Source organism: Ornithinimicrobium ciconiae (assembly GCF_007197575.1).
GTDB lineage: Bacteria > Actinomycetota > Actinomycetes > Actinomycetales > Dermatophilaceae > Ornithinicoccus > Ornithinicoccus ciconiae.
This window is the reverse complement of the sequence record NZ_CP041616.1, coordinates 3,112,611-3,136,422: the sequence shown is the minus strand read 5'-3', so window position 1 is coordinate 3,136,422 and position 23,812 is coordinate 3,112,611. Positions and strand designations below refer to the sequence as shown.

Here is a 23,812-nt window from a genome sequence, read left to right as displayed (position 1 = left end):
ATTTCGTCCGCGTATGCCGTCAGGAACCGGAGGTGGTCAGCTCACTGGCTCGTCGGCATACGGCGTGGGTGGGGCGGTCGTTAGGAACTCGGGCCGTAGGGCAGGGGTGGCAGCTTGACACCGGCGGTGTCAAACATCGCCTTCTCGCGCTCGCGGATCTCTCGGGCCACACCGAACTGCTCGCCTGGGAGGCACTTGGCGAAGACGCGGATCGTCATCGTGCCGCCGGTGATCGACTCGACGCCGGCAACGCTCGGCGGCTCGACCAGTTTGGGAGCCCACTGCTCATCGACCGCGACGCTCTGCAGGACCTCCTCGATCAGGGCGATCACGCGTCCGGGGTCCTCGGTGGCCGCGACCTGCAGGTCAATCGTCGACATCGCCCAACCATGGCTCTTGTTGCCAATCCGCACGATCTCCCCGTTGCGGATGAACCACACCACGCCGTTGGCGTCCCGCAGCCGGGTGACCCGCAGGGTGACCTCCTCCACGGTGCCGGTCGCCTCGCCGGTGTCGATGACGTCACCGACGCCGTACTGGTCCTCAATGATCATGAAGATCCCGGACAGGAAGTCCTTGACGAGGGACTGTGCGCCAAAGCCCAGGGCGACACCGCCGACCCCTGCACTGGCCAGCAGGGGGCCCAGCGGCAGACCCAGCAGGGCCATGATCGTCAGGATCGCGATCGTGGTGATGACGAAGGTCGCAATGCTCCGCAGCAGGGACCCCAGCGTCAGGGCCCGCTGCCGTCGGCGGGTGTCGAAACCGAGGAGCTTCTCCGCACCAGTGACCTTGTTGCTCTCGGCGCGCCGCACGGCGTTGTCGACGACGGTGCCGATGGCCCGGTGAGCCAGCCAGCGGGTGATCAACGCGATCAGGATCGTGACGAGGATGAGCAGGGGAGCACCCAGGAGCCAGGTGCCGAATTCGGACCAGGTGCTGAACGGCATACGGCCCATTGTCGCTCAGCACGCCCTGGCTGCTGGCAGACTGGCCGGTGCACGACCAACCCCGAGCAGCCCGGATGACGGGCCCGTCCGACCCGAGAGGCCGCACTGTGACATCTGCCCTTCCCGCCCCCCTGATCGAACTGGCGTCCGGGCACGGTGTCGCCACGGAGTTCTGGGACTGGCAGGGCAATCACCGCCAGGTCGAGGAGTCGACGATCCGGACGGTGCTGGGCGCCCTGGGGATCCCCGCACAGGATGACGATCAGGTCGCAGCCAGCCTGCGCGCCCGGCGCGAGGACCCGTGGCGCCGGGTGCTGCCGACGGTGACGGTCATCCGCTCCGGACGCTCACACCGGCTGCCGGTGCACCTGCCGGTCGGCACCGACTTCCGTGCCCGGGTCCGACTGGAGGACTCCGGTGTCCTGGACCTGGAGCACTCGCGCGGGGCGGTCAATCGAGAGGTCGACGGTGCCAAGATCAGTGAGCTCGAGGTGCTGTTGCCCGGCTCCCTGCCGTTGGGCTGGCACGCGGTGGAGCTCGTCGTCGGCGCCGGGGAGCGCAAGGGCAACGGGGACGCTCCCACGCACTCCATGCCACTGGTCGTCGCGCCCGAAAAGCTCGAGCTGCCGGAGTTCCTGCGCGGTGACGGTGACCAGGGGTGGGGGGTGATGACCCAGCTCTATGCGATGCGCTCGCGGCAGTCATGGGGCACCGGAGACCTCGCCGACCTGGCGGACCTGGGGGCCTGGGCCGCCGGGCTCGGCGCTGACTTCGTGCTGGTCAATCCGCTGCATGCGGCCGAGCCGCACCCGCCGATGGAGCCCTCGCCCTATCTGCCGACCACGCGACGGTTCGCCAACCCGATCTACATCAGGGTCGAGGACGTGCCCGAGGTCGCCTACCTGTCCGCGGCCGAGCGCCAGCTGGTGGAGTGGCACGCCGACGACGCCCAGCGGTTCCTGGACCTGGACTTCCTGGAGCGGGACGCGGTCTGGGCGGGCAAGCAGTCCGCGCTGCTGATGGTCTTTCGTCAGGGCCGGTCCGTGCGACGCGAGCGAGCCTTCCACGCCTTCATCGAGCGGGAGGGCCAGGGGCTGGTGGACTATGCGACCTGGGCGACCATCTTCGCGATCCACGGGCCGGACTGGCGTGAATGGCCGGAGGAACTGCGCGACCCGCGCAGCGAGGCGGTGGAGAAGCTGCGCCAGGACCGCAGTGAGCAGGTCGAGTTCCAGTGCTGGTTGCAGTGGGTCCTGGCCGACCAGCTGGCCGGGGTGCAGCGCGACCTGCGGGAGACCGGGATGCGGCTGGGCGTCATGCACGATCTTGCCGTCGGGGTGCACCCGCACGGGGCTGACACCTGGTCCCTGGGTGACGCGCTGGCCCGTGACGTGACCGTCGGCGCCCCGGCGGACCAGTACAACCAACTCGGCCAGAACTGGTCCCAGCCACCCTGGCGACCGGACAAGCTCGCCGAACTTGGCTACGCGCCATACCGGGACATGATCCGTGCCGCGCTGCGCGACGCCGGAGGCCTGCGGATCGACCACGTGATCGGGCTGTTCCGGCTCTGGTGGATCCCGGAGGGGACCCTGCCGCGGGAGGGCACCTATGTGCGCTACGACCATGAGGCGATGGTCGGCATCCTGATGCTCGAGGCGCACCGGGCGGGCGCGGTCGTGGTCGGTGAGGACCTCGGCACCGTCGAGCCGTGGGTGCGCGACTACCTGTCCGAGGCAGGCATCCTCGGCACCTCGATCCTGTGGTTCGAGAAGGACTACGACGGGGATGGGGGACTGCTGCCGCCGGAGAGCTATCGGGAGCTGTGCCTGGCCACCGTGACCACCCACGACCTGCCGCCGACCGCTGGCTACCTGCAGGGGGTGCACATCGACCTGCGGCACTCCCTGGGGCTGCTGAACCGGCCCCTGGAGGAGGAGAAGGCAGCCGATGAGGCAGATCGTGAGCAGGTGCTGGCCGACCTGCGCCGACGCGGGCTGCTGCGCGAGGGTGCCGGGGTCGCCGAGCAGGTCGAGGCGCTGCACCGCTTCCTGTCGTTCAGCCGCGCCAAGCTGCTCGGTGTCTCGGTCAGTGACCTGGCGCAGGACACCCGGGTCATCAACCAGCCCGGGACCGACGAGGAGTACCCGAACTGGCGGGTCCCACTCGCCGGCCCCGAGGGACGGCCGGTGATGCTCGAGGAGCTGTTCACCTGGCGCTCGGCGCGGCGGCTGGCGCGGACGGTCTCCCGCGAGGCCTGAGGGCGGACGGGAAACGGCCCCGCAACTCTGCGTGAGTTGCGGGGCCGTTGCCGTATGCCGAGGGGGGTTGCCTCGCCGGGTGGGCCTACGAAACCCCTCCGAAAAGGCGTGGGAGGCCTACGAAACCCCTCCAAAAAGGCGCGGGAGGCCTACGAAACCTCCCTATTTTTGGGTCAGGCCCCGTCGCGCTCCTGGGCCTTGAGGGCGCGGGCGACGGTGTCGCGGTTCTCCGCGACGGTGCGGCGCAGGCCGGACGGTGCCTCGGGGTTGGCGTCCAGCCACGCCGCGGTCGCATCCAGCAGGCGCTGGTCGGCCAGGGCGAGGGGATAGAAGCCGACCGCGATCGACTCGGCGATGTGGTGGGTGCGGGCCTCCCAGACCGAGGCGATGGCCTCGTGATAGCGCTCCACGTAGGGCGCCAGCAGCGCCGTGTCGTGCACCCGCCCGAAGCCGAGCGCCGTCGCGGCCAGCACCGCGTTGGGCAGCTCGTCGCTCTCGACGGACTCACGCCACGCGGTCGCCTTGGCCTCTGCGCTCGGACGGGACGCCAGCGCACGCGCGGCCTTCTCTCGGCCGGTGGCGGTGTCGTCGCGCTCCAGCTCGGCGTCGATCTCGGGCTGGTCGGCCGCACCGGCGGTGGCCAGCGCGGTGACCAGGGTCCAGCGGATGTCCTGGTCGACGGTCAGGCCCTCCAGCGACTCCGCGCCGCTCAGCAGCGCCTGCAGGAACGCCAGGGACTCCTCCGACTGGGCGAAGGAGGCCCATGCGGTCACCAGCTGCAGCTGGGCGTCTGAGCCCGCCTCTGCCGCCCGGGTCGCCTCGAGCAGCGAGGACTCGACCTCGGCCAGCAGCGCTGCGCGGTGCTCCGGTGCCGTATAGGTCAGGGCGGCCGTGCTCACCTGCTGGATCAGCACCCGCAGCAGGGTCGACTCGGTCTCGAAGGAGACGGCCTGCAACCCCAGCCGGACGTAGTCGGTCGCGGACATCTCCGCGTCGCGTGTCATGTCCCAGGCCGCAGCCAGGACCAGGGAGCGCGGCAGGGAGTCGGTCAGCGCGCGCGGGTTGGCCAGCGCGGTCGCCAGCGACGTGCCGTCGAGGCGGATCTTGGCGTAGGCCAGGTCGTCGTCGTTGACCAGCAGCAGGTCCGGCATCGGACGGCCGACCAGCTCCGGGACCTCGGTGGAGGCACCGTCGACGTCCAGCTCGATGCGGTGGGTGCGCACGAAGGCGTCGTCGATCAGGTCGTAGCACCCGACAGCCAGGCGGTGCGGACGCAGGGTCGGCCACTCTGGCGGTGCGGTCTGGGTGATCGAGGCCGCGGTGATCGTGCCGTCCTCGACGGTCACCACCGGGGTCAGCGTGTTGACGCCGGCGGTCTCCAGCCACAGCGTGCTCCACGAGGTCAGGTCACGCCCGGAGGTCGCCTCTAGCTCGGTCAGCAGGTCGGCGAGGGTGGTGTTGCCCCACGCGTGCTTGGCGAAGTAGGCCCGCAACCCGTCCCGGAAAGGTTCGCGTCCGACATAGGCCACCAGCTGCTTGAGCACCGAGGCGCCCTTGGCATAGGTGATGCCGTCGAAGTTGACCTCGACCGCGGCCAGGTCGACCATGTCGGCGGCGATCGGGTGGGTCGAGGAGAGCTGGTCCTGGCGGTAGGCCCAGCCCTTCTCGGCGGTCGCGAAGGTGGTCCACGCGTCGGTCCACTGGGTCGCCTCGGCCTGGCAGGTGGTGGAGGCCCACTCGGCGAAGGACTCGTTGAGCCACAGGTCGTCCCACCACTGCATGGTCACCAGGTCGCCGAACCACATGTGCGCCAGCTCGTGCAGGATCGTCAGGGCGCGGCGCTCGATGATCGACTCGGTGACCTTGCCGCGGAAGATGTAGGCCTCCACGATCGTCACGCACCCGGCGTTCTCCATCGCGCCCATGTTGTATTCGGGCGTGAAGATCTGGTCGTACTTGTCGAACGGGTAGGGCTGGTCGAACTCCTCCTCAAAGAAGGTGAAGCCGCGCTTGGTGGCGTCCATGATGTTGTCGGCGTCGAGATACTGCTCCATCGACCTGCGGCAGAAGACACCCAGCGGCACGGTCCCGTTGCGGGTGGCGACCTCGTCGCGCACCACGGCATACGGACCGGCGACCAGCGCGGTGATGTATGACGAGATCCTGGGTGTAGCGCCGAAGGTCCAGGTCGCGATGTCCCCGGCGGGGGCGTCGGTCGCGGCCGGGTCGCCCTGTCCCGCACCGGGCTTGCTGCTGGCTGAGACCGGCTCCGGGGTCGGCTGGTTGGAGATGACCTGCCAGTGCGCGGGGGCGGTCACCGTGAACTGGAAGGTCGCCTTGAGGTCGGGCTGCTCGAAGACCGCGAAGACGCGGCGGGAGTCCGGGACCTCGAACTGGGTGTAGAGGTAGACCTCACCGTCGGCCGGGTCCACGAAGCGGTGCAGACCCTCGCCGGTGTTCATGTAGGCACCGGTGGCGTCGACGGTCAGCGTGTTGCGGGCCGCCAGTCGGGGCAGCCGGATGCGTGAGTCGGCGAAGTGCTCCGCGGGGTCCAGCTGCTCGCCGTTGAGCACGATCGAGGTCACGGATGGTGCGATCAGGTCGATGAAGGTCTCCGCGCCCGCGGTGGCTCCGAACTCGACGGTGGTCACCGTGTGGAAGGTCTCCGGGCCGGTCGTGAGGTCCAGCGCCACGACATAGGAGTCGGTGGAGACGATCGCCGACCGCGCTGCGGCTTCGTCACGCGTGAGGTTCTTGCCGGGCATGCGGGTGCTCCTGTGCTGGTGCGTAGGGTCGGCGCGCTCAACGCCGCGAGGTGGTGCAACGATGGTGCCATGAGCAACGACGTGAGCGAGACACGGACTTCTGCCGAGATGTGGTTTGACCCCATCTGCCCCTGGGCGTGGATGACCTCCCGGTGGCTGATGGAGGTCGAGAAGGTCCGCCCCATCGACATCACCTGGTCTGTGATGAGCCTGTCTGTCCTCAATGAGGGACGCCATCTCGACGAGGGCTATCGCGAGCTGCTCGACCGCAGCTGGGGTCCGGTGCGCGTCATCATCGCGGCGACCAAGGACCTGTCCGAGGACGAGGCCAGCGTGCTGCGCAAGAAACTGTATGACGCGTTCGGGCAGCGTATTCACCTGGAGCACCGCGGCACCGAGCACATCGAGGAGATCATCGCCGAGGTGCTCGAGGAGGTCGGCCTGCCCGCCTCGCTCAAGGACGTCGCGGGCAGCACCGAGGTCGACGACCAGCTGCGGAGCAGCCACCAGCGGGCGATCGACCTGGTCAGCGACGACGTCGGCACCCCGGTCGTCTCCGTCAACGATGTCTCCTTCTTCGGTCCGGTCGTCACCCCGGCGCCCAAGGGGGAGGCCGCCGGCACGCTGTGGGACGGGTGCGTGCTGGTCGCCGGGACCCCGGGTTTCTATGAGATGAAGCGGACCCGGGACGCCAGCCCGGACTTCAGTTAGGAGCACAGAAGTGCGCATTCACATTGGTGGTGACCACGCGGCCTACGAGCTGCAGCGTGACCTGGTCACCTGGCTGGGCGAGGAGGGGCACGAGGTCATCGACCACGGGCCCGCCGGTTATGACGAGCTGGATGACTACCCGGTCTTCGTGCTGCGGGCTGCTGAAGCCGTCGCCGACGACCCGGACTCGCTGGGCATCGTGCTCGGCGGCTCCGGCAACGGGGAACAGATGGCCGCCAACAAGGTCACGGGGATCCGGGCGGCGCTGGCCTACAACGTCGAGCTGGCCCAGCTCTCCCGCGAGCACAACGACGCGCGGGTGCTGTCGATCGGGGCGCGGATGAACACGGTTGAGGAGGCGCACGAGATGGTGCGTGCCTTCGTCTCGACCGAGTTCAGCGGAGCCGACCGGCACCAGCGGCGGATCGACATGATGAGCGCCTACGAGGTGGACGGGACCCTGCCCGACCTCCCCGGCTAAGAGGAGCACGCCCACACCGCGCGAGGGCCCCAGGAAACCTCCTGGGGCCCTCGCCAGCGGTGGTCAGTTGCGTGCGCTCACTGCTTCTCAGGTGTCTGCGGGTCGGCCTTGGCGGCCGTGTCCCTAGCAGCGGTGTCCTGGGCCGTCGTGTCCGGCTGGGCGGCCGTGCCGAAGTCGTCCTGCTGGCCGTCGAGGCTGTCCAGCCCCTCCTTGACCTTCTCCTGGCCCTGGCCGATCTGGTCGGAGAACTTGCCCCCGGTCTTGTCGTCGATGAAGTCCCCGGCCTGCTGCACGCCCTGCTCGATCTTGTCGCTGTGCTGGTCAACAGCGTCGGCGATCTTGTCCTTGTTCTCGTCGAACGCGCCAGTGATCTTGTCCATGATCCCCATGTGTGATCCTCCCGTGCATCGATGCCGGCATCGGTTACCGACCAGTTGGATCAGTAAGTTCGCACACCGAGGGACGTTTTGTCGAGTCCGACCGCCCACCGACGCACGCGCATGTGCGCGCCCCAGCCGATCGAGAACATTACGGGCACAACAAAACCCCCGACCTCGGGGCCGGGGGCTTGCCTCAGGTGCTGACCGGGTCAGGCGGGATTCTCATCCTTGCCCTGGCCAGCCTCACCGGGCGACTTCTCGCCGCCGAGGCCGTCCACCGTGTCGCCGATCCGCTGCTGACCCTGGTCGACCTGATCGGCGTACTTGCCGCCGGTCTTGTCATCGACGACGTCGCCGCCCCGCTCGATGCCCTGGTCGATCTTGTCGCCGTGCTGCTCGGCTGCGTCTGCGAGCTTGTCCTTGTGCTCGTCAGCGGCGCCGGTCACCTTGTCCATGAACCCCATGAAGTCCTGCCTTCCTGTGTTCGCGTGCCGAGCTTCCCCGGCCTGACATCTCCACGGAAACACACCTCGGGGGACCTGTCGACCGCAGGCTCGTGCGCTCCGAGGCTCAGCTGAGCTCCCAGGTGACCGTGACCGACGCGGAGACCGCGTGCTCCCCGCCCTCGATCGGCATCGCGGCGTCGGCTGAGAAGGCCGCAGCCCGCGCCATCTTCGGCATCGGTCCGTGGCTGCTGGGTGCGTCGACCACGCTGCGCACCGTGCCGAGACCGCGCCCGGCCAGCGCGGCGAACTGCTCGGCGCGCTCGCGGGCGTCCGCGAAGGCCGCCTCCCGGGCTCGGGTCTGCAGGTCGGCGGGATCGGACACGCTCATCGACAGGCCGTCGATGCCCAGCGCGTCACCGGCCGCCTCGGACACCGTCGTCACCACCTGACCGGCGAGCTCGGTGCCACGCAGGGTGAGACGCAGCTGCTGCGATGCGCTGTAACCGACCACGGTGCGCCCCTCGCGATCGTGCCGGGTGTGCAGGCTCAGTCCCTGCGTGCGTGGCCCGGGGACGCCCTCGTCCCGGTGTTCGGCGGTGCGTTCCAGCACGGCACGGGTGGCCTCGGCGACCGCGGACAGAGCCGCCGCGGCACTGTCCTCCTCGGCCTGCAGTCGCAGGTCGAGCACGACCAGGTCGGGGGAGCCGACCGCCTGGCCGTGGCCGGTGACCTCGATGCTGTCCGTGGGCTGGGCGGTGGGCTTCGTCATGGCCAGATCGTATGCCGGGGTGGCCGGAGACGTGTCCCAATCGTTGTGCGAATGTCAGGCATGAAGCAGCAGGGACGTGGGAGGGTGAGGAGGACAGGTCCGCTGTCACGGGTCTGCCGGCACGATCAGGAGGCCCAAATGACACATCGTCAGCTCCCGCCGGTCGAGGTCGCGCCCCTACACGACGGCGGCTACCTCTCGGGATTTCTGCTGCTGGACCGGTGGCCGGAGGACGCGGTGGAGTGGGCCCGTTTCCTGGTGCTCGCGGTGCAGATGGCAGCCGTCCCGGGCATGCTCCCGCACGGCAGCACGGTCTATCGAGTGATCGAGGAGGTCCCGGAGGAGGGGCCGGAGCAGGCGATCGGTCTGGTGCTGGCCGAGGGCCAGCTACTCGGTGACCACCCGCTCGCGCCCGGCCAGTTCGCCGAGCACCTCCCACCTGCCCTGGCGGTGCTGCACCCTCCGGGAAGCACGCTGAGCTCGCTCCCGGAGTATGAGACGGCCTCGGGGTGCATCCTGCTGCCGGGCGTGCCGGACCTGGGGCTGGACCACCGCGCGGCCTGGGTCGAGGCGGACCGGGAGGGCACGATCACCCGGTTGGCCGCCAAGTCGTCGGTCGACCCGCAGGGTGATGCCGACACGGCTGCGCTGTCGCTGCTGCTGGTCGCCTGAGGCGTCGGGCGCGAGACGGATCGGTCTGGTGCGCTGGAGCTGGCGGCACGGCATACGGGCCAGTGGAGCGGGTGACGAGAATCGAACTCGCGTAGCCAGTTTGGAAGACTGGGGCTCTACCATTGAGCTACACCCGCGTGCGGCCCGGTGTGGACCAGGGCCAGCGAGGGACTACTGTACTGCCCACCCGTCCGGAGTCCGAAACGACACCGGGTTGCGGGTGGTGAACGGGGTATGGCGCAGCTTGGTAGCGCGTCCGCTTTGGGAGCGGAAGGCCGCCGGTTCGAATCCGGCTACCCCGACCCATTACCATGGGGCGATCTGTGGGTGTCCGGCTGCCCTGTTGCCGGTGCCGACTGCCATCAGCGTGCTGGTTCCACCGGCGCCACGGTGCGGTCCGGTGGAGCATCCGCGGATCCCCGATCATCAACGACCAGATTCTGGAGTGCCGCCACAGTGAAGAGTGCCGTCGAGACCCTGAGCCCGACCCGGGTGAAGCTGAGCGTGGAGGTCACCTCCACCGAGCTGCAGCCGCGGATGGACGCGGCCTACAAGACCATCGCGCAGCAGGTCAACATCCCGGGCTTCCGCCGCGGCAAGGTGCCGAACCGGATCATCGACCAGCGCTTTGGTCGTGGTGCCGTCGTGCAGGAGGCCGTCAACGACGCCATGGGTGAGTACTACGCCCAGGCGCTGGCCGAGCACAACGTCAAGCCGCTGGGCCAGCCCGAGGTCAACATGACCGAGCTGCCGATGGAGGACGGCCAGGAGCTGAAGTTCGAGGCGGAGGTCGACGTCGTCCCGGAGATCGAGCTGCCCGACTTCAGCACGATCACCGTCGAGGTCGACCCGATCGCCGTCGACGAGGCCGACGTGCAGACCCGTCTCGACAACCTCCGCGCCCGCTTTGGCACGCTGGTCGGTGTCGACCGCGCCGCGCAGGACGGTGACTTCACCTCGGTCGATATCACGGCCACCATCGACGGTGCGGAGATCGACACCGCCGAGGGCATCTCCTACGAGATCGGCTCCGGCACCATGCTGGCCGGGATGGACGAGGCCCTCATCGGTCACACCGCCGGCGAGACCGTGACCTTCACCGCGCCGCTGGCCGGTGGCGACAAGGCCGGGCAGGACGCCGAGGTCACCCTCGTGCTTCAGACGGTCAAGGAGCGTCAGCTCCCCGAGGTCGACGACGAGTTTGCCCAGCTCGCCTCCGAGTTCGACACCGTGGACGAGCTCATGGAGGACCTGCGCAAGCAGTCCGAGCAGGGCGCGAAGTTCGAGCAGGGCGTCCAGGCCCGCGACAAGGTCCTGGAGCAGATGCTCGAGCTCGTCGAGATCCCTGTGCCCGACTCCGTCGTCGAGTCCGAGGTGCACAGCCACCTGGAAGGTGAGGGTCGCCTCGAGGACGACGTACACCGCGCCGAGGTCACCGAGAGCACCCAGAAGGCCGTGCGCACCCAGCTGCTGCTGGACGCCCTCGTCGAGCGTGACGAGATCGAGGTCGGCCAGAACGAACTCGTCGAGTACCTGGTCATGACCGCCCAGCAGTACGGCATGAACCCCAACGAGTTCGCCCAGCAGCTGGACAGCCAGAACCAGGTCCCGGGCATGGTGGCCGAGGTCGGCCGTCGCAAGGCCCTGGCCGCCGTCCTGGAGAGCGTCACCGTCAAGGACACCGACGGCACCGTGATCGACCTCAACGAGATCGACCCGAGCGATGAGGACGAGGAGTCCGAGGGCTCGGCCGACAGCGCTGACTCGGTGGACAGCGTCGACAGTGTTGACTCCGTCGACTCGGTGGACAGCGTCGACTCGGTGGACAGCGTGGACTCGGTCGACTCGGTCGACAGCCCCGACGAGGACGAGGACGCCGACGAGGACACCGCCGACGAGGACACCGACAAGGCCTGATCGGCCCCAGCACACCGCCGACGCGGGTCACCGGAGCTTTCCGGTGGCCCGCGTTGTCGTTCCAGCAGGTGAGTTGCTGCGCTCAGGGCGAACATCCGTCATACAGGGGAGTGCCGCAGCGAATCCGGGCGTTAGGGTCACTGACGAAGGACGCGGCATGGCCGCGACCCCCAGCGATGAGATGGAGCAGACGGTGACCAACAACGAGATCGTCGCGGCCGGCGAGCGGCCGATGGCCGGACTGGACGACCAGATCTACAACCGCCTCCTGAAGGAGCGGATCATCTTCCTCGGCTCCGATGTCCGGGACGACAACGCCAACGCCATCTGTGCGCAGCTGCTGCTCCTGGCCGCCGAGGACCCGGGCAAGGACATCTGGCTCTACATCAACTCCCCGGGTGGATCGGTGAGTGCCGGCATGGCGATCTACGACACCATGCAGTGGGTCCCGTGCGACGTGGCCACCGTGGCGATGGGCCTGGCCGCCTCGATGGGGCAGTTCCTGCTCTCGGCCGGCACTCCGGGCAAGCGCTATGCCACCCCGCACGCAAAGGTGATGATGCACCAGCCGTCCGGCGGCATCGGTGGCACGGCCAGTGACATCAAGATCCAGGCCGAGCAGATGCTGCACACCAAGCGCGAGATGGCGGCGCTGATCGCCGAGCACACCGGGCAGTCCGTGGACCAGATCGAGGCCGACTCCGACCGCGACCGCTGGTTCACCGCCCAGCAGGCCAAGGAGTACGGCTTCGTGGACCACGTCTACGAGCGTTCCGACGACGCCGGTGCCAAGGCCTGAGCCGGATCACCAGAGACGAGAGAGAGCACACGATGACTCAGACCCCGTATGCCGGAGGCACGGCCTTTTCGGGCGGCGCCCCGTCGAGCCGCTATATCCTGCCGCAGTTCGAGGAGCGCACCTCCTACGGCACCAAGCGCCAGGATCCCTACACCAAGCTGTTCGAGGACCGCATCATCTTCCTGGGCATCCAGGTGGACGACGCCTCGGCCGGTGACATCATCGCCCAGCTGATCGTGCTGGAGAGTCAGGACCCGGACCGGGACATCCTGATGTACATCAACTCCCCGGGCGGCTCGTTCACCGCGCTGACGGCGATCTACGACACCATGCAGTACATCAAGCCCGACGTGCAGACCTTCGTGATCGGCCAGGCGGCCTCCGCCGCGGCGGTGCTGCTGGCTGCGGGCACCCCGGGCAAGCGGTTCGCCCTGCCCAACGCCCGGGTCCTGATCCACCAGCCGGCGCTGGCCGGTGGCGACTACGGCCAGGCCTCGGACATCGAGATCCAGGCCAACGAGGTGCTGCGCATGCGCTCCTGGCTCGAGGAGACCTGGGCCAAGCACTCGGGCAAGAGCCCGGAGGAGGTCCGCAAGGACATCGAGCGTGACAAGATCCTGACCGCGGCGCAGGCCAAGGAGTACGGCCTGATCGATGAGGTCCTGGAGTCTCGCAAGGCGTCAGCAGCTCTCTGAGCCACACAGGTCCGCGACGGCCCCGGTGCCCTGCACCGGGGCCGTTGTCATGCCCCGAGGTGGCGCAGCACCGAGCGGATCGACTCCGTCCGCTCCCCGGCGGTGCGGCCGGCCAGCAGGTTGCCGGACAGGGCCAGGGTCGCGTAGCCGTGCGTCAGGCTCCAGGCCGCGAGGGCGAGAGGGTTGGTCCGTGGGTCGCCGACCTGGTGCTGGCCCGAGAAGTCGGCCGCGCCCAGCATCAACGTCTCGGCCAGTCCGTCCAGGGCCAGCCGGAGAGCGGCGTCACCCTCGTCGACCAGGTCTGGGCGGAACATCACCTGGAAGTGGGCGGGGTGGGCCAGCACCCACTCGATGTAGGCGACGCCGGTCTCCAAGAATCCCTCCGGCCCGCTGCTGGTGCCAGGCTCCGGCCCGCTGCTGGCGCCAGGCTCCGGCCCGCCGCTGGCGCCAGGCTGCGACCCGCCGCTGCGCACAGCCTGCAGGGCGGGTCAGACTGGCGTAGCCATCACCGGCCAGTGCCGTCAGCAGCCCTCTCCGGTCGCCGAAGTGGTGTCGAAAGGCGGTGTGGCTGACCTCGGTGGCGCGCGCCAACCCACGGATGCTGAGCTGGTCGACGCCACCTTCCCCAAGAGCACGGTGCCGACCAACGAGTTGCAGAAGTCCTTCTTCCGGGCCGGGCACGCCCACGCCGGAGTCCTGGTGATCCTGGGCCTGGTGGCCAGCCTGTATGTCGACCTGACCGGACTGATTCTCCTCGCTGCGATCCTCATGCCGGCCGGCTTCTTCCTCTCGGTGATCGGCCGCGATCCGCGCCGACCCAATGGCTTTTCTGTGTTGATCTGGTGTGGCGCGGCCGCGCTGACCGTGGGTGTCACGGGTGCCGGCATCGGCCTGCTCACGGTGTGACGCGTCGCGCCCGGGTTGCAGTGTGGTAACAATTGACCGATTGTTGACAATCTCTTGGCTCCCGGGGAGCGGGTCGTTTCCGCAGGTCAGAGGGCTTGCGTGAGCGGTGCGAACCGATCAGGGGGTGGCGGGGCCCTCATGTCGGTAGTTGAGGTTGTCCCAGGTCTTCCCTACGTTGGGTTGCGATTCAGAAGTCCCCAAGGGGTGACGTCTCTTCCGGGTGCTCCCTGTGCGCCCGGTCGGTCGGCTGATGCCCGTCCAACCGAAAGGACCTATGTATGACCAGTTCACGGACCCGCCGCAGCGCAGTGGCGGTTGCGGCCGTCTCTGCCGGAGCGCTCGTCCTCGCCGGGTGCGGCGACGACTCCGGAGACGGCAACACCCTGGAGAACGCCCAGGAGGCAGGCACCATCAAGGTGGCCTATGCCGGTGAGATCCCGTACAGCTATGAGGACGATGGTGGCGAGCTCACCGGCGCGACCATCGCGATTGACGAGGCGATCTTCGCCGAGCTCGGCATCGACAACGTCGAGGGCCAGCTCGTCGAGTGGGATGCGCTGATCCCCGGCCTGACCAAGGGTGAGTACGACGCCGTCTCGGCCGGCATGTCCATCCTGCCGGACCGGTGCGCCCGCGGCGCCTTCGCGGAGCCGACCATCATGTACACCAGCACCCTGATGGTGCCCGAGGGCAACCCTGAGGGGCTGAGCGACTTCAGCAGCTTTGAGGGCAGTGACCTGACCCTGGCAGTGCAGTCCGGTGCGATCGAGCAGGGCTATGCCGACGACCTGGGCATCGGCAACACGGTGACCGTCAACTCGGCCCAGGACGGCATGGACGCCGTCGCCAATGGCCGCGCGGACGCCTTCTCGCTGACCAACATCACCCTGTCGATCATGGCGGAGGAGAACCCGGACGCCGGGGTCGAGACCACCGGTGGCTTTGTGGCTGAGGTCGACGGCTTGGCCCAGATCAGTGCCGGTTCGACGGTCTTCCGGCCCGAGGACACCGCCCTGCTCGAGGCCTACAACGAGGAACTGGCCAAGATCATCGGTGACGAGGAGCGTTTTCTGGAGCTCGTCGGTGAGTTCGGCTTCACCGACGCCGAGCGTCCGCCGGAGGGGCTGACCGCCCAGATGCTGTGCGACGGCGACCTGGAGGCCGCCAACGAGGCCGCCAACATGGGAGGTGGCTCGGACTCCGACGAGTCCACCGAGTCCGACGACTCCGCTGACTCCACCGACGGCTGAGCACCCTCACCGTGGGCGAGTTCTTCGCAGACCTCGCCACGGCCCTGCCGCGACTACTCGGAGATGGCCTCCAGGCCACTCTGATCTCGTTCGCCGGTGGGGCCGTGGTGATGGTCATCGTGGCGGTCGCGCTCGGGGTGGCCGGCCACCAGGGACCGAAGTGGCTGCAAGTCATTTCCCGGGTCACCGTGGAGTTCTTTCGCGGCACGTCCTTGGTGGTGCAGCTCTTCTTCATCTTCTACTTCATCCCGACCTTCACCGGCGTCGACCTGGGGTCGACCTGGACCGCGATCCTGGCGCTGGGCCTCAACTACGGTGCCTACGGTGCCGAGGTGGTGCGCGGGTCCCTCAACGCGGTGCCGGCCGGTCAGTGGGAGAGCACCACCGCGCTGTCCATGCCCTGGATGACCAAGATGCGCCGGGTGATCTGGCCACAGGCCTGGGCGTTGATGCTGCCAGGGTTCAACAACCTCATGGTCATGCTCATCAAGGGCACGGCCGTCGTCGGGCTGGTGCTGCTCAGTGACCTCACCTTCGAGGCCGAGCAGGTGCGTCGCCAGGTCGGCACGTGGCCGGCCTTCATCGCGGCCCTGATCATCTACTACGTGATCGCGCTGATCGTCTCGACGATCATGCGCGTCATGGAGTCCCGCGCCCAGCGTCGACTCGGACTAGGTGACTACGAGATCCGCAAGGCGCGCAAGGATGCTGCCAATGCGCTCTCCGGCGGGACTGCCGGAGGGGCAGCCGGTGGCGTCCTGACGCCGGACGCGGCCTCCCTGATCCCTGATCCCGGACGAGGGGAGCGTGACGCCTGATGTTCGACGTTGAGCTCTTTATCGAGGCGATCCCTACGCTGTTCGAACAGTTCATCAAGGTCACCCTGGTGGTCACGGTCCTCAGCTCACTGATGGCGGCCGCACTGGGCCTGATCTGGGCGATCGCTTTGCGTGAGCTGCCCAGGCCGCTGGCCGCTCCGGTGCGCTTCGTGCTGGACTTCATCCGGATGACCCCGCTGCCGGTGCACCTGCTGCTGGTCTTCTATGCCTTCAACTTCCTGAGTCCGATGACGGTGGGCGTGCTCGTGTTCGGCGTGCACTACTCGACCTATATGGCCGAGTCCTACCGCGCCGGCATCGAGTCGATCCGCAAGGGACAGTGGGAGGCAGCGACCGCGCTCTCGCTCCCGGCACACAGGACCTGGCGCGCCGTCATACTCCCGCAGGCGATCCGCAACACCATGCCCTCCCTGGGCAACTGGGCCATCGCCATGTTCAAGGACACCCCGTTCCTCATCTTCATCATGGTCCCGGAGATGGTGACCGCCGCGCGCGAGTTCGGCGGCCGCAACTTCTCCTACGTCGAGGCGATGTCCGTGGCCGGCCTGCTGTTCCTGCTGGCTAGCTATCCCACTGCTGTCCTGATGCGAAAGCTGGAGAAGAAACTTGCCTACTGACCAGAGCCCCTTCGGGGGCGACTTCGCGGCCGCCGGGGCCGTGCCCCGCATCCAGTTCCAGGACGTCGTCAAGAGGTTCGGCGAGACCACGGTGCTCAACAACCTCAACTTTGCCGTCGGGCGTGGTGAGCGGGTGACGCTCATCGGACCCTCCGGGTCGGGCAAGACGACGATCCTGCGGCTGCTGATGACCCTGGAGCACCTCACCGATGGATACATCTGGGTGGACGGTGACCCGCTCACGCACGCCAACCAGGACGGCAAGCGGGTGGAGCTGAAGCCCAAACAGGTCGCCCGGGTGCGCAAACGGATCGGCATGGTCTTTCAGCAGTTCAACCTGTTCCCCAACATGTCGGTCGTGGAGAACATCATCGAGGCCCCGATCCATGTGCTCGGGCACTCCAGTGACCAGGCACGACAGACCGCGCTGTCGCTGCTGGAGCGGGTGGGCCTGAGCCACCGCGCCGAAGCGCACCCCTCCGAGCTGTCGGGCGGCCAGCAGCAGCGCGTCGCGATCGCGCGGGCGCTCGCGATGGACCCGGAGATCCTGCTCCTCGACGAGGTCACCTCGGCGCTGGACCCCGAGCTGGTGGGTGATGTGCTGGCCGTCCTCAAGGACGTGGCAGCCAGCACCGACATCACGATGCTCATCGTCACCCACGAGATGCAGTTCGCCCAGGACGTCTCGGACCGGGTCATGATGTTCGACGCCGGGCGGGTCATCGAGGAGGGGCATCCGGACAAGATCTTCTCCGACCCCGAGAACGAGCGCACCCAGAAGTTCCTGCAGGCGGTGCTCTGACCGACGGCGGGGTCGCATGGCCTCGGGACGGTCGTTGCGCTGTCAGCGGAAGGTGCCCACAACTCAACACCCCGGAGCCGATATGAACTGCGCTCGGCAGCGGCAAAGGGGTAGCGTCATGCCAAGGCATCCTCCCCGGGTGCCGGTCGTCAATCGAAGGGATCTGCTGTGGCTCGCATGGGAGAGAGCAGCGACGTGCTGAAGTGCTCCTTCTGTGGGAAGAGCCAGAAGCAGGTCATCAAACTCATCGCCGGTCCGGGTGTCTACATCTGTGACGAGTGCATCGACCTGTGCAACGAGATCATGGAGGAGGAGCTGGCTGAGGCCGGTGACCTCGGTCTGGGCACCCTGCCCAAGCCGCGGGAGATCTTCGACTTCCTCGAGCAGTATGTCGTGGGGCAGGAGACCGCCAAGCGCGCGCTCGCGGTGGCTGTCTACAACCACTACAAGCGGGTGCAGGCCGGGCAGGGACGCAAGGGCGAGGACGCCGTCGAGATCTCCAAGTCCAACATCCTGCTCATCGGCCCCACCGGCTGTGGCAAGACCTACCTGGCCCAGACCCTGGCGCGGATGCTCAACGTCCCGTTCGCGATCGCGGACGCCACGGCGCTGACCGAGGCGGGATATGTCGGCGAGGACGTCGAGAACATCCTGCTCAAGCTCATCCAGTCGGCTGACTTCGACGTCAAGAAGGCCGAGAGCGGCATCATCTACATCGACGAGATCGACAAGATCTCGCGCAAGTCGGAGAACCCGTCCATCACGCGCGATGTGTCCGGCGAGGGTGTGCAGCAGGCGCTGCTGAAGATCCTGGAGGGGACCACAGCATCGGTCCCCCCGCAGGGCGGGCGCAAGCACCCGCACCAGGAGTTCATCCAGATCGACACCTCCAACGTGCTCTTCATCGTCGGGGGCGCGTTCGCCGGCCTGGAGAAGATCATCGAGTCGCGCGCAGGCAAGCAGGGCCTCGGCTTCGGGGCCGAGCTGCACTCGGCCAAGGACGCGGGGGAGCGCTATGAGGATGTCCTGCCCGAGGACCTGATGAAGTTCGGGCTGATCCCCGAGTTCATCGGTCGTCTCCCGGTCATCACCACGGTCTCCCCGCTGGACGGCGCGGCGTTGACCAACATCCTGACCGAGCCGCGCAACGCGCTCGTCAAGCAGTACCAGCGGATGTTTGAGATCGACGGCGTGGAACTGGACTTCACCGACGACGCGATCGCCGCGATCGCCGAGCAGGCCCTGTTGCGGGCCACCGGCGCGCGCGGTCTGCGGGCGATCCTCGAGGAGGTGCTGATGCCGGTGATGTTCGACGTGCCCAGCGAGGAGGACATCACCCGCGTCGAGGTCACCCGGGAGGTCGTCCTGGACAACGTCAATCCCACCATCGTCCGCAAGCAGGCCGGCCGCAAGCGCTCGCAGCGCAAGGAATCCGCCTGACCTGAGCGCTCTGCAAGGAGCCCGCCTGACCCAGGCGCTCCGCTAGGAGCCCGCCTGACCTAGGCGCTCCGCAACGATCTGCCTGACCCAGGTGCTCGCTCAGAGTCCGCCTCAGGCCTGTCCGAGCGTGGTGTCGGTGACCTGCGGGAGCTCCATCCCACGCAGTGCCGCGATCGCCGCCGGGCGGTCGACCGACAGACCCTCCAGGAAGGCCCTCGCGCCCTCGCCATAGCCGCGTCGGACGACCAGGTAGCAGGCCGTGAGGTGCTGGCGCCAGGGGACCAGCCGCTCGGCGGTCCACTCGAAGGCCGTGCCGCTGGGGTGTGACACCAGGTAGTCCAGGCAGATGTCGTCCTCGCGTCCCTCGTCCCAGACAGCCTGGTAGTTGACGATGGGGTCGATCTCATGGCGGGCCTCCAGAGAGCGGGCACGAGCCATCATCACCTCCCACGGTGGTGTCAGCGCGACCATCCGGATGGAGAACTGCCACGTGGAGGAGTCGAACTCCTGACCGGGCGGCAGATAGGTCTGCGTCATCACCCGCTCCACCTGGGGAAGCCAACCGAGCTGGGTGAACCCGCTCTCCCGCAGCTCGTGCGGGACGCCCTGGACCATGATGGGCCCGGGGACGCCCAGGTAGTCGGTGATCTGGGCCCGAGGCTCCACCCGGGCTGGTTCTGCCGGAGGACCCTGCTGCGACGATCGTCTGCGGAACATGTCGGTCCTTCGTCGGGGCGTTTCCGGGGGCGGCACCCCCGCGCGGGCCCGGAAAGTTGTTAGCCGCATCGTATCCGCGTGGCCCTGCCCACGCCGGACCGACTCAGGGCGAGCCGTCGCCCTGAGCGAGGGTGACCACCGCGTAGTAGGTGCCCAGTGCCAGGCCCAGGGCGAGCAGTCCGGCGAGCACCGCCACCAGGCCGCCGCCATAGCCGAGTGCCTCGTGCGTCCAGGCCACCAGGGACAGGAGCACGGTGGCGCCGGCCACCAGACCCAGGCGGACGGCATACTGGGCGAGGAGGGCCCGGGGCACGGTGGCGGGAGCGGGGAAGGCGCTGGTGAGCGCGCACGCGGTGTGCAGCACCATGAGGCACAGCCCTGCCGGCACGCACCATGGGTTGAACGGCTCTGGAACGCCCACCCACCACACGGCGAGACAGTAGAGCATCACCGCGGCGGGCAGGGCGGTGTGCGGGTTGAGGACACAGAGGGCACTCAGCAGGCTGAGCACGACCATGGCATAGACCGAGGACTCCCCGGCGATCAGCAGCACCACGGTGAAGCCCAGCAGCGACAGCACGATCATGAACCGCAGCGCGACCTGCTCGCGGCTCAACGAGCCGAGCTCGGTGACAAGCTCCTTCAGCGGGTTCATCGGGGTGCTCCGCTCCGGTGCCGGGAGAGGCTGCGCAGCACCTGGTCCAGACTGCCCGGACCGCGCCAGGTCACGACCGGCACCCCCTCGCCCCGGACCCTGCGCAGCTCGGCCTCCCGCTCCAGGAGCCGGATCCGCCAGCCGAGCTCGGCGATGTCATCCTGATCGCCCGGCGGACGCACGTCGTCGAGGAGGGCGTCGATGATCACGACCTGCAGGCCGCTGCGGTTGAGCAGGGCGGCCTGGGCCAGCGGCGCGGGGGCCACCAGTGCCGAGATCATCACGACCAGGGTCCCGGGACCAAGACCACGGCGTATGCGGCGCGGGTCCACCTCATCCTGGGGCTGGGCCTGGACCAGTGAGAGGACCTCGAGCAGCCGGTGGCTCTGCCGGCGGCCGGTCCCCGGGGGCAGGCTCAGCGGGGTCCGTGCGGACAGCACCTGCAGGCTGACCCGGTCGCCCTGGTGCAGGAAGTGCTCGCCGAGGGCCGCCGCGGCCCGCACCGTGTGGTCCAGCGAGCTGGCCAGCCCCTGCTCGGCGTCGGAGGTGCCCAGGTCATAGTGCGCGTCCACGATGATCGCGACGTGCGTGTCCTGGTCGGCATAGCTGGAGGTCACGTGCAGCTCCCCGGTGCGCAGGGAGCGTGCCCAGTGGATGCGCTTGAGCCGGTCACCCCACTGGAACTGCCGGATCGTGTTGAACTCACTGCCGTCACCGGGGTAGCGGGATCGGTGCTGGCCGACCAGCCCCTGCGGGTGTGGTGCTGGAGCCGAGGAGTCAAAGACGGCCGGGTCGGGCAGCGCCTTGAGGTTCTGGTGCTCGAGGGGCACCGGACCCCACCGGAACGCGCCCCAGGGGCTGGTCGCACCGACCAGGGCTGGTCCGATCCGTCGCAGTCCCCAGCGCATCGGCCTGACGCGGGTGACGACGTGCAGCTCGGGACGATCGTGGTCCGCGGTGGTGACGTGATGAGTCCGGGTGCCGGCCGCAGGATCCTTGGTGACATGGGGGCCGGTCGACAGGGCGGTGGAGATCAGCTCGGCGTGCTCGACCCGGGTGACCCCGACGACCGCCCGGCCCCACTGGCCTTCGTTCAGGTGGCGGGACGGCACCACCAGCCGTCCCTGCGGGACCGTGGCCGGGCGGGTCAGCACCGACCACAGCGCGATCAGCCCCAAGGGCGCGCCCATCACCAGCAGGTCGGGGCGCTGGGTGAGGATGGCCGCGAGCGCGGTCAGCGCAAAGACCAGCACGGCCCTGGCGTGGGCGTGCGTGATCGCCCACCGGTTGTCCGGGTGGGAGGCGTGAGCTGGCTGCTCCAGGGTCATGCGCCCAGTGCACCTCCGGGGTCGCGCGGTGCGGCGCTGCTCTGCGTGGCGCTGCTCTGCGTGGTGGCTGCCTGGCGTGCTGACGGGACCGGGATCTCGGCGAGGACCGCGTCCACGACGCCGTGACCACCGAGGTCGGACATCCAGAGCTCGGGCTTGATGGAGATGCGGTGGTCCAGCACCGCGTGGGCGACGGCCTTGATGTCCTCGGGGGTGATGTAGTCGCGTCCTGCGACCACGGCGTGCGCCCGTCCGGTGAGCATCAGCGCCAAGGATCCTCGAGGTGACGCGCCGACCTGCACCGCCCGGTGGCGGCGCGTCGCGGCGGCCAGCGCCACGCAGTAGCGACTGATGTCCTCCTCGACCGGCACGGTCTCGATGGCCACCTGCATCGCCAGGAGGCCTGCTGCGTCGGTGACCGCGCCCAGGTGCTGGTCCTCCTGCTGGCGGGAGACGCGGCGGCGCAGCACGTCATACTCCTCCTCCTCGGTCGGGTATCCGAAGGAGATGCGCATCAGGAAGCGGTCGAGCTGGGCCTCCGGGAGGGGGTAGGTGCCTTCGTACTCGACCGGGTTGGCGGTGGCGAGCACGTGGAAGGGCTGGGCCAGGGGGAAGGTCTCGCCCTCGACGGTGACCTGGTGCTCCTGCATCGCCTCCAGCAGCGCGGACTGGGTCTTAGGCGGCGTCCGGTTGATCTCGTCGGCCAGCAGCAGCCCGGTGAACAGCGGGCCCTTGCGGAACTCGAACTCCCCGGCCTTCTGGTCGTAGACGAACGCGCCGGTCAGGTCGGCCGGCAGCAGGTCCGGCGTGAACTGGGCGCGGGTGAACTCCAGTCCGAGGCTCTGGGCGAAGGACCGGGCGGCCAGGGTCTTGCCGAGCCCCGGGAAGTCCTCCAGCAGCACGTGACCGCGGGCCAGGATGCCGCACAGGACCAGGGTCAGCGCCTGGCGCTTGCCGACCACGGCGGTCTCGACCTGGTCCAGGACGGCGGCGGCCTGCTCGGAGACGTGGGAGACGCTGAGGCCGGGCTTGGTCGGGGTGCTCACAGTTCCTCGATTCGGTCGAGTGCTCGGTTGATGTCGCGCTTGCTGCGCTTGGCGGTGCCGCTCGGCGGCTTGGACAGATACTTGATGAGGTCGGGGTGCATGACCTGGCGGGCTGCCTCGGGGTCGGTGTCCAGGTCAATGGCGTGGATGGACTGGAGGCGTTCTGCCGCCAGGGCCCGGACGATGGGAAAGATCTCGTCGGTGCGGTCGTTGCGCTCGGTGGCGTCCCGCAGGTCGCGGCGCAGCCGGAGCATCCGGTAGTCCAGGGGAGCGGGGCGCACTGACTCCTGGCGCAGGGGGTTGAACCAGTAGGCCGCCTTCAGGCGCGGGCTCTCCTCGCTCATCACCCAGGTCAGCAGGGTGATGACCGCGCCGATCGCGAGTGCGATCACGATCGCCGTCGTCAGGTCATAGCGCAGGACGTTGATGTACCAGAGGATCCCGCCGACTACCGCCGTGGCCAGGAACGCCAGGACCGCGCGGCGTATCCGGGTCCACCGGGTGTGTGCCCGAAGGACTGTGACGCGCACGCCCCCGTCCTTGGCGATCACTGGTCGCCTCCGTGCCGGGGTGAGCGGGGTGGGGACGGTTGCTGCAATGGGGGCGTGGCACTCGTGGTTCCCTCAGCCTGGGTCTCCTCAGCCTCAGCCTGCTCGGCTCGGCGTGCGTTGCTGGCGCGGAGCTGGTCATGGATGCTGCTCACGACAGCGACGGCGCGGTCCCCGGTCTCGCGGCTGACCGGATGCCGCGAGAAGCGAGCCTCCCGGTAGAGCTCGGCCAGCTCCTGGGTCAGGTCCACGTCGACGTCCCAGGACCCGAGGAACCTGCGGGTGAACTCGGCGGCGGTCTCGGAGGGGTCGCGAGCCAGGCCGGACGCGGCGGCGTCCTCCAGGGCAACCCAGCAGCGCACCACGACATTGCGTGGCTCGCCCTCGGTCTGCGCCCGGTTGCGCGCCTCCTCGGAGGTGGCCTCCAGCAGCAGATCGAGATCGTCGCTGAGCTCGTCCTCCGCAGGGGCGTCGGACTGCTCCCAGTCACGGTTGAGCAACCACTGGATCACCCGGATGGCGATGACCAGCACGACGAGAGCGAAAAAGACCATCAACCAGTCGATGGCGTTGATGCCTGGCCCCAGGTCGGCGGGCCCGCTGGTGGTGGGCACCTGATCGCCAGCTGGCAGGGTCGTCGGCGGACGCGGCTCGCGCGTGCCCGCCTCGCCCGATGGTGCGGACAGGACCGGCGTGCCGGAGCTGCTGCCCCACAGCAGCAGGAGCAGGACGACAGCAGCGACAGCGGCTGCCGCGATCACCTTGCCCCGATGCATGTCCCGACCCTATGTTGGCCGACAGTTGATCACCCAACACCT

General features: G+C 68.6%; 26 protein-coding genes and 2 tRNA genes. 14 read left to right on the top strand and 14 right to left on the bottom strand.

Annotated elements, in window-relative coordinates; genetic code table 11:
• Positions 1-80: 80 nt before the first annotated feature.
• Positions 81-950 carry a mechanosensitive ion channel family protein gene (locus FNH13_RS14420; protein WP_321169200.1) on the bottom strand — a complete coding sequence of 290 codons (870 nt, stop codon included), beginning with the start codon at positions 948-950 and terminating at the stop codon, positions 81-83.
• A gap of 107 nt (positions 951-1,057) precedes the next feature.
• Between FNH13_RS14420 and malQ the strand changes: the two genes are divergently transcribed.
• Positions 1,058-3,211, top strand: a complete 2,154-nt coding sequence (malQ, locus tag FNH13_RS14415) for a 4-alpha-glucanotransferase (RefSeq protein ID WP_143784063.1) — start codon at positions 1,058-1,060, stop codon at positions 3,209-3,211.
• Between the two features lie 173 nt (positions 3,212-3,384).
• Here the strand turns inward: malQ and pepN are convergent, their stop codons facing one another.
• The gene (gene pepN, locus FNH13_RS14410) at positions 3,385-5,976 is read right to left on the bottom strand and encodes an aminopeptidase N (RefSeq protein WP_143784062.1); all 2,592 of its coding nucleotides are present in this window, start codon (positions 5,974-5,976) and stop codon (positions 3,385-3,387) included.
• Positions 5,977-6,045: 69 nt separating this feature from the next.
• Here pepN and FNH13_RS14405 point away from each other — a divergent pair, with 69 nt between their 5' ends.
• On the top strand, positions 6,046-6,687 hold the full coding sequence (locus FNH13_RS14405) for a mycothiol-dependent nitroreductase Rv2466c family protein (RefSeq protein WP_143784061.1): 642 nt from the start codon (positions 6,046-6,048) through the stop codon (positions 6,685-6,687).
• A 10-nt stretch (positions 6,688-6,697) separates the two neighbouring features.
• Positions 6,698-7,168 carry a ribose-5-phosphate isomerase gene (locus FNH13_RS14400; protein ID WP_143784060.1) on the top strand — a complete coding sequence of 157 codons (471 nt, stop codon included), beginning with the start codon at positions 6,698-6,700 and terminating at the stop codon, positions 7,166-7,168.
• Positions 7,169-7,245: 77 nt separating this feature from the next.
• Here FNH13_RS14400 and FNH13_RS14395 read toward each other — a convergent pair whose 3' ends face one another.
• From FNH13_RS14395 to FNH13_RS14385, 3 genes are all read right to left on the bottom strand, one after another.
• Positions 7,246-7,557: an antitoxin gene (locus tag FNH13_RS14395; protein ID WP_143784059.1), complete on the bottom strand. Its 312-nt coding sequence runs from the start codon at positions 7,555-7,557 to the stop codon at positions 7,246-7,248.
• A gap of 200 nt (positions 7,558-7,757) precedes the next feature.
• Positions 7,758-8,012, bottom strand: a complete 255-nt coding sequence (locus FNH13_RS14390; protein WP_143784058.1) for an antitoxin — start codon at positions 8,010-8,012, stop codon at positions 7,758-7,760.
• Between the two features lie 106 nt (positions 8,013-8,118).
• The gene (locus FNH13_RS14385; protein ID WP_143784057.1) at positions 8,119-8,763 is read right to left on the bottom strand and encodes an SIMPL domain-containing protein; all 645 of its coding nucleotides are present in this window, start codon (positions 8,761-8,763) and stop codon (positions 8,119-8,121) included.
• A 138-nt stretch (positions 8,764-8,901) separates the two neighbouring features.
• Between FNH13_RS14385 and FNH13_RS14380 the strand changes: the two genes are divergently transcribed.
• A complete protein-coding gene (locus FNH13_RS14380) occupies positions 8,902-9,435 on the top strand; it encodes a peptidase (protein WP_143784056.1) in 534 nt (177 codons plus the stop codon).
• 63 nt (positions 9,436-9,498) lie between these two features.
• On the opposite strand, the gene FNH13_RS14375 is transcribed toward FNH13_RS14380, so the two are convergent.
• Positions 9,499-9,572 (bottom strand) — tRNA-Gly (locus FNH13_RS14375).
• Positions 9,573-9,663: 91 nt separating this feature from the next.
• On the opposite strand from FNH13_RS14375, the gene FNH13_RS14370 reads away from it, so the two are divergent.
• The 4 genes from FNH13_RS14370 to FNH13_RS14350 all read left to right on the top strand — a co-directional run bounded on the left by FNH13_RS14370 (position 9,664) and on the right by FNH13_RS14350 (position 12,846).
• Positions 9,664-9,737, top strand: a tRNA-Pro gene (locus FNH13_RS14370).
• A gap of 154 nt (positions 9,738-9,891) precedes the next feature.
• Positions 9,892-11,352, top strand: coding sequence for a trigger factor (gene tig, locus FNH13_RS14365; protein WP_165700129.1), 1,461 nt, complete (start codon positions 9,892-9,894; stop codon positions 11,350-11,352).
• 181 nt (positions 11,353-11,533) lie between these two features.
• Positions 11,534-12,151 carry an ATP-dependent Clp protease proteolytic subunit gene (locus FNH13_RS14355; protein ID WP_143785155.1) on the top strand — a complete coding sequence of 206 codons (618 nt, stop codon included), beginning with the start codon at positions 11,534-11,536 and terminating at the stop codon, positions 12,149-12,151.
• 32 nt (positions 12,152-12,183) lie between these two features.
• Complete coding sequence (locus FNH13_RS14350; protein WP_143784054.1) at positions 12,184-12,846, top strand: ATP-dependent Clp protease proteolytic subunit; 663 nt, start codon at positions 12,184-12,186, stop codon at positions 12,844-12,846.
• Positions 12,847-12,893: 47 nt separating this feature from the next.
• On the opposite strand, the gene FNH13_RS14345 is transcribed toward FNH13_RS14350, so the two are convergent.
• Positions 12,894-13,220, bottom strand: a complete 327-nt coding sequence (locus tag FNH13_RS14345) for a TetR-like C-terminal domain-containing protein (RefSeq protein WP_228266421.1) — start codon at positions 13,218-13,220, stop codon at positions 12,894-12,896.
• Positions 13,129-13,527, bottom strand: coding sequence for a TetR/AcrR family transcriptional regulator (locus FNH13_RS14340; protein WP_228266420.1), 399 nt, complete (start codon positions 13,525-13,527; stop codon positions 13,129-13,131). The genes FNH13_RS14345 and FNH13_RS14340 overlap by 92 nt, the downstream gene beginning before the upstream one ends.
• Here FNH13_RS14340 and FNH13_RS19610 point away from each other — a divergent pair.
• The 6 genes from FNH13_RS19610 to clpX all read left to right on the top strand — a co-directional run bounded on the left by FNH13_RS19610 (position 13,411) and on the right by clpX (position 18,700).
• Positions 13,411-13,752 carry a hypothetical protein gene (locus FNH13_RS19610; RefSeq protein WP_228266419.1) on the top strand — a complete coding sequence of 114 codons (342 nt, stop codon included), beginning with the start codon at positions 13,411-13,413 and terminating at the stop codon, positions 13,750-13,752. The two genes, FNH13_RS14340 and FNH13_RS19610, sit on opposite strands and share 117 nt — an antisense overlap.
• A gap of 278 nt (positions 13,753-14,030) precedes the next feature.
• Positions 14,031-15,002: a transporter substrate-binding domain-containing protein gene (locus tag FNH13_RS14330; protein ID WP_143784050.1), complete on the top strand. Its 972-nt coding sequence runs from the start codon at positions 14,031-14,033 to the stop codon at positions 15,000-15,002.
• Between the two features lie 11 nt (positions 15,003-15,013).
• The gene (locus FNH13_RS14325; protein WP_143784049.1) at positions 15,014-15,820 is read left to right on the top strand and encodes an amino acid ABC transporter permease; all 807 of its coding nucleotides are present in this window, start codon (positions 15,014-15,016) and stop codon (positions 15,818-15,820) included.
• Complete coding sequence (locus FNH13_RS14320; protein WP_143784048.1) at positions 15,820-16,458, top strand: amino acid ABC transporter permease; 639 nt, start codon at positions 15,820-15,822, stop codon at positions 16,456-16,458. The genes FNH13_RS14325 and FNH13_RS14320 overlap by 1 nt, the downstream gene beginning before the upstream one ends.
• On the top strand, positions 16,448-17,260 hold the full coding sequence (gene ehuA / locus FNH13_RS14315; protein WP_143784047.1) for an ectoine/hydroxyectoine ABC transporter ATP-binding protein EhuA: 813 nt from the start codon (positions 16,448-16,450) through the stop codon (positions 17,258-17,260). Before FNH13_RS14320 ends, ehuA begins: the two co-directional genes overlap by 11 nt.
• Before the next feature lie 168 nt (positions 17,261-17,428).
• Positions 17,429-18,700, top strand: a complete 1,272-nt coding sequence (gene clpX / locus FNH13_RS14310; RefSeq protein WP_143784046.1) for an ATP-dependent Clp protease ATP-binding subunit ClpX — start codon at positions 17,429-17,431, stop codon at positions 18,698-18,700.
• Between the two features lie 111 nt (positions 18,701-18,811).
• Here clpX and FNH13_RS14305 read toward each other — a convergent pair whose 3' ends face one another.
• From FNH13_RS14305 to FNH13_RS14280, 6 genes are all read right to left on the bottom strand, one after another.
• Entirely contained in the window at positions 18,812-19,366 is a 555-nt protein-coding gene (locus FNH13_RS14305) for a hypothetical protein (RefSeq protein ID WP_143784045.1), read from the bottom strand.
• 154 nt (positions 19,367-19,520) lie between these two features.
• Positions 19,521-20,072, bottom strand: coding sequence for a hypothetical protein (locus tag FNH13_RS14300; protein WP_143784044.1), 552 nt, complete (start codon positions 20,070-20,072; stop codon positions 19,521-19,523).
• Positions 20,069-21,400 carry a DUF58 domain-containing protein gene (locus FNH13_RS14295; RefSeq protein WP_143784043.1) on the bottom strand — a complete coding sequence of 444 codons (1,332 nt, stop codon included), beginning with the start codon at positions 21,398-21,400 and terminating at the stop codon, positions 20,069-20,071. Before FNH13_RS14295 ends, FNH13_RS14300 begins: the two co-directional genes overlap by 4 nt.
• Positions 21,397-22,446, bottom strand: coding sequence for an AAA family ATPase (locus FNH13_RS14290; protein WP_143784042.1), 1,050 nt, complete (start codon positions 22,444-22,446; stop codon positions 21,397-21,399). Before FNH13_RS14290 ends, FNH13_RS14295 begins: the two co-directional genes overlap by 4 nt.
• A complete protein-coding gene (locus FNH13_RS14285; RefSeq protein ID WP_143784041.1) occupies positions 22,443-22,976 on the bottom strand; it encodes a hypothetical protein in 534 nt (177 codons plus the stop codon). The genes FNH13_RS14290 and FNH13_RS14285 overlap by 4 nt, the downstream gene beginning before the upstream one ends.
• Positions 22,977-22,993: 17 nt before the next feature.
• Positions 22,994-23,770 (bottom strand): DUF4129 domain-containing protein, encoded by a 777-nt coding sequence (locus FNH13_RS14280; protein ID WP_143784040.1) that lies wholly within the window; start codon positions 23,768-23,770, stop codon positions 22,994-22,996.
• Positions 23,771-23,812: the final 42 nt, after the last annotated feature.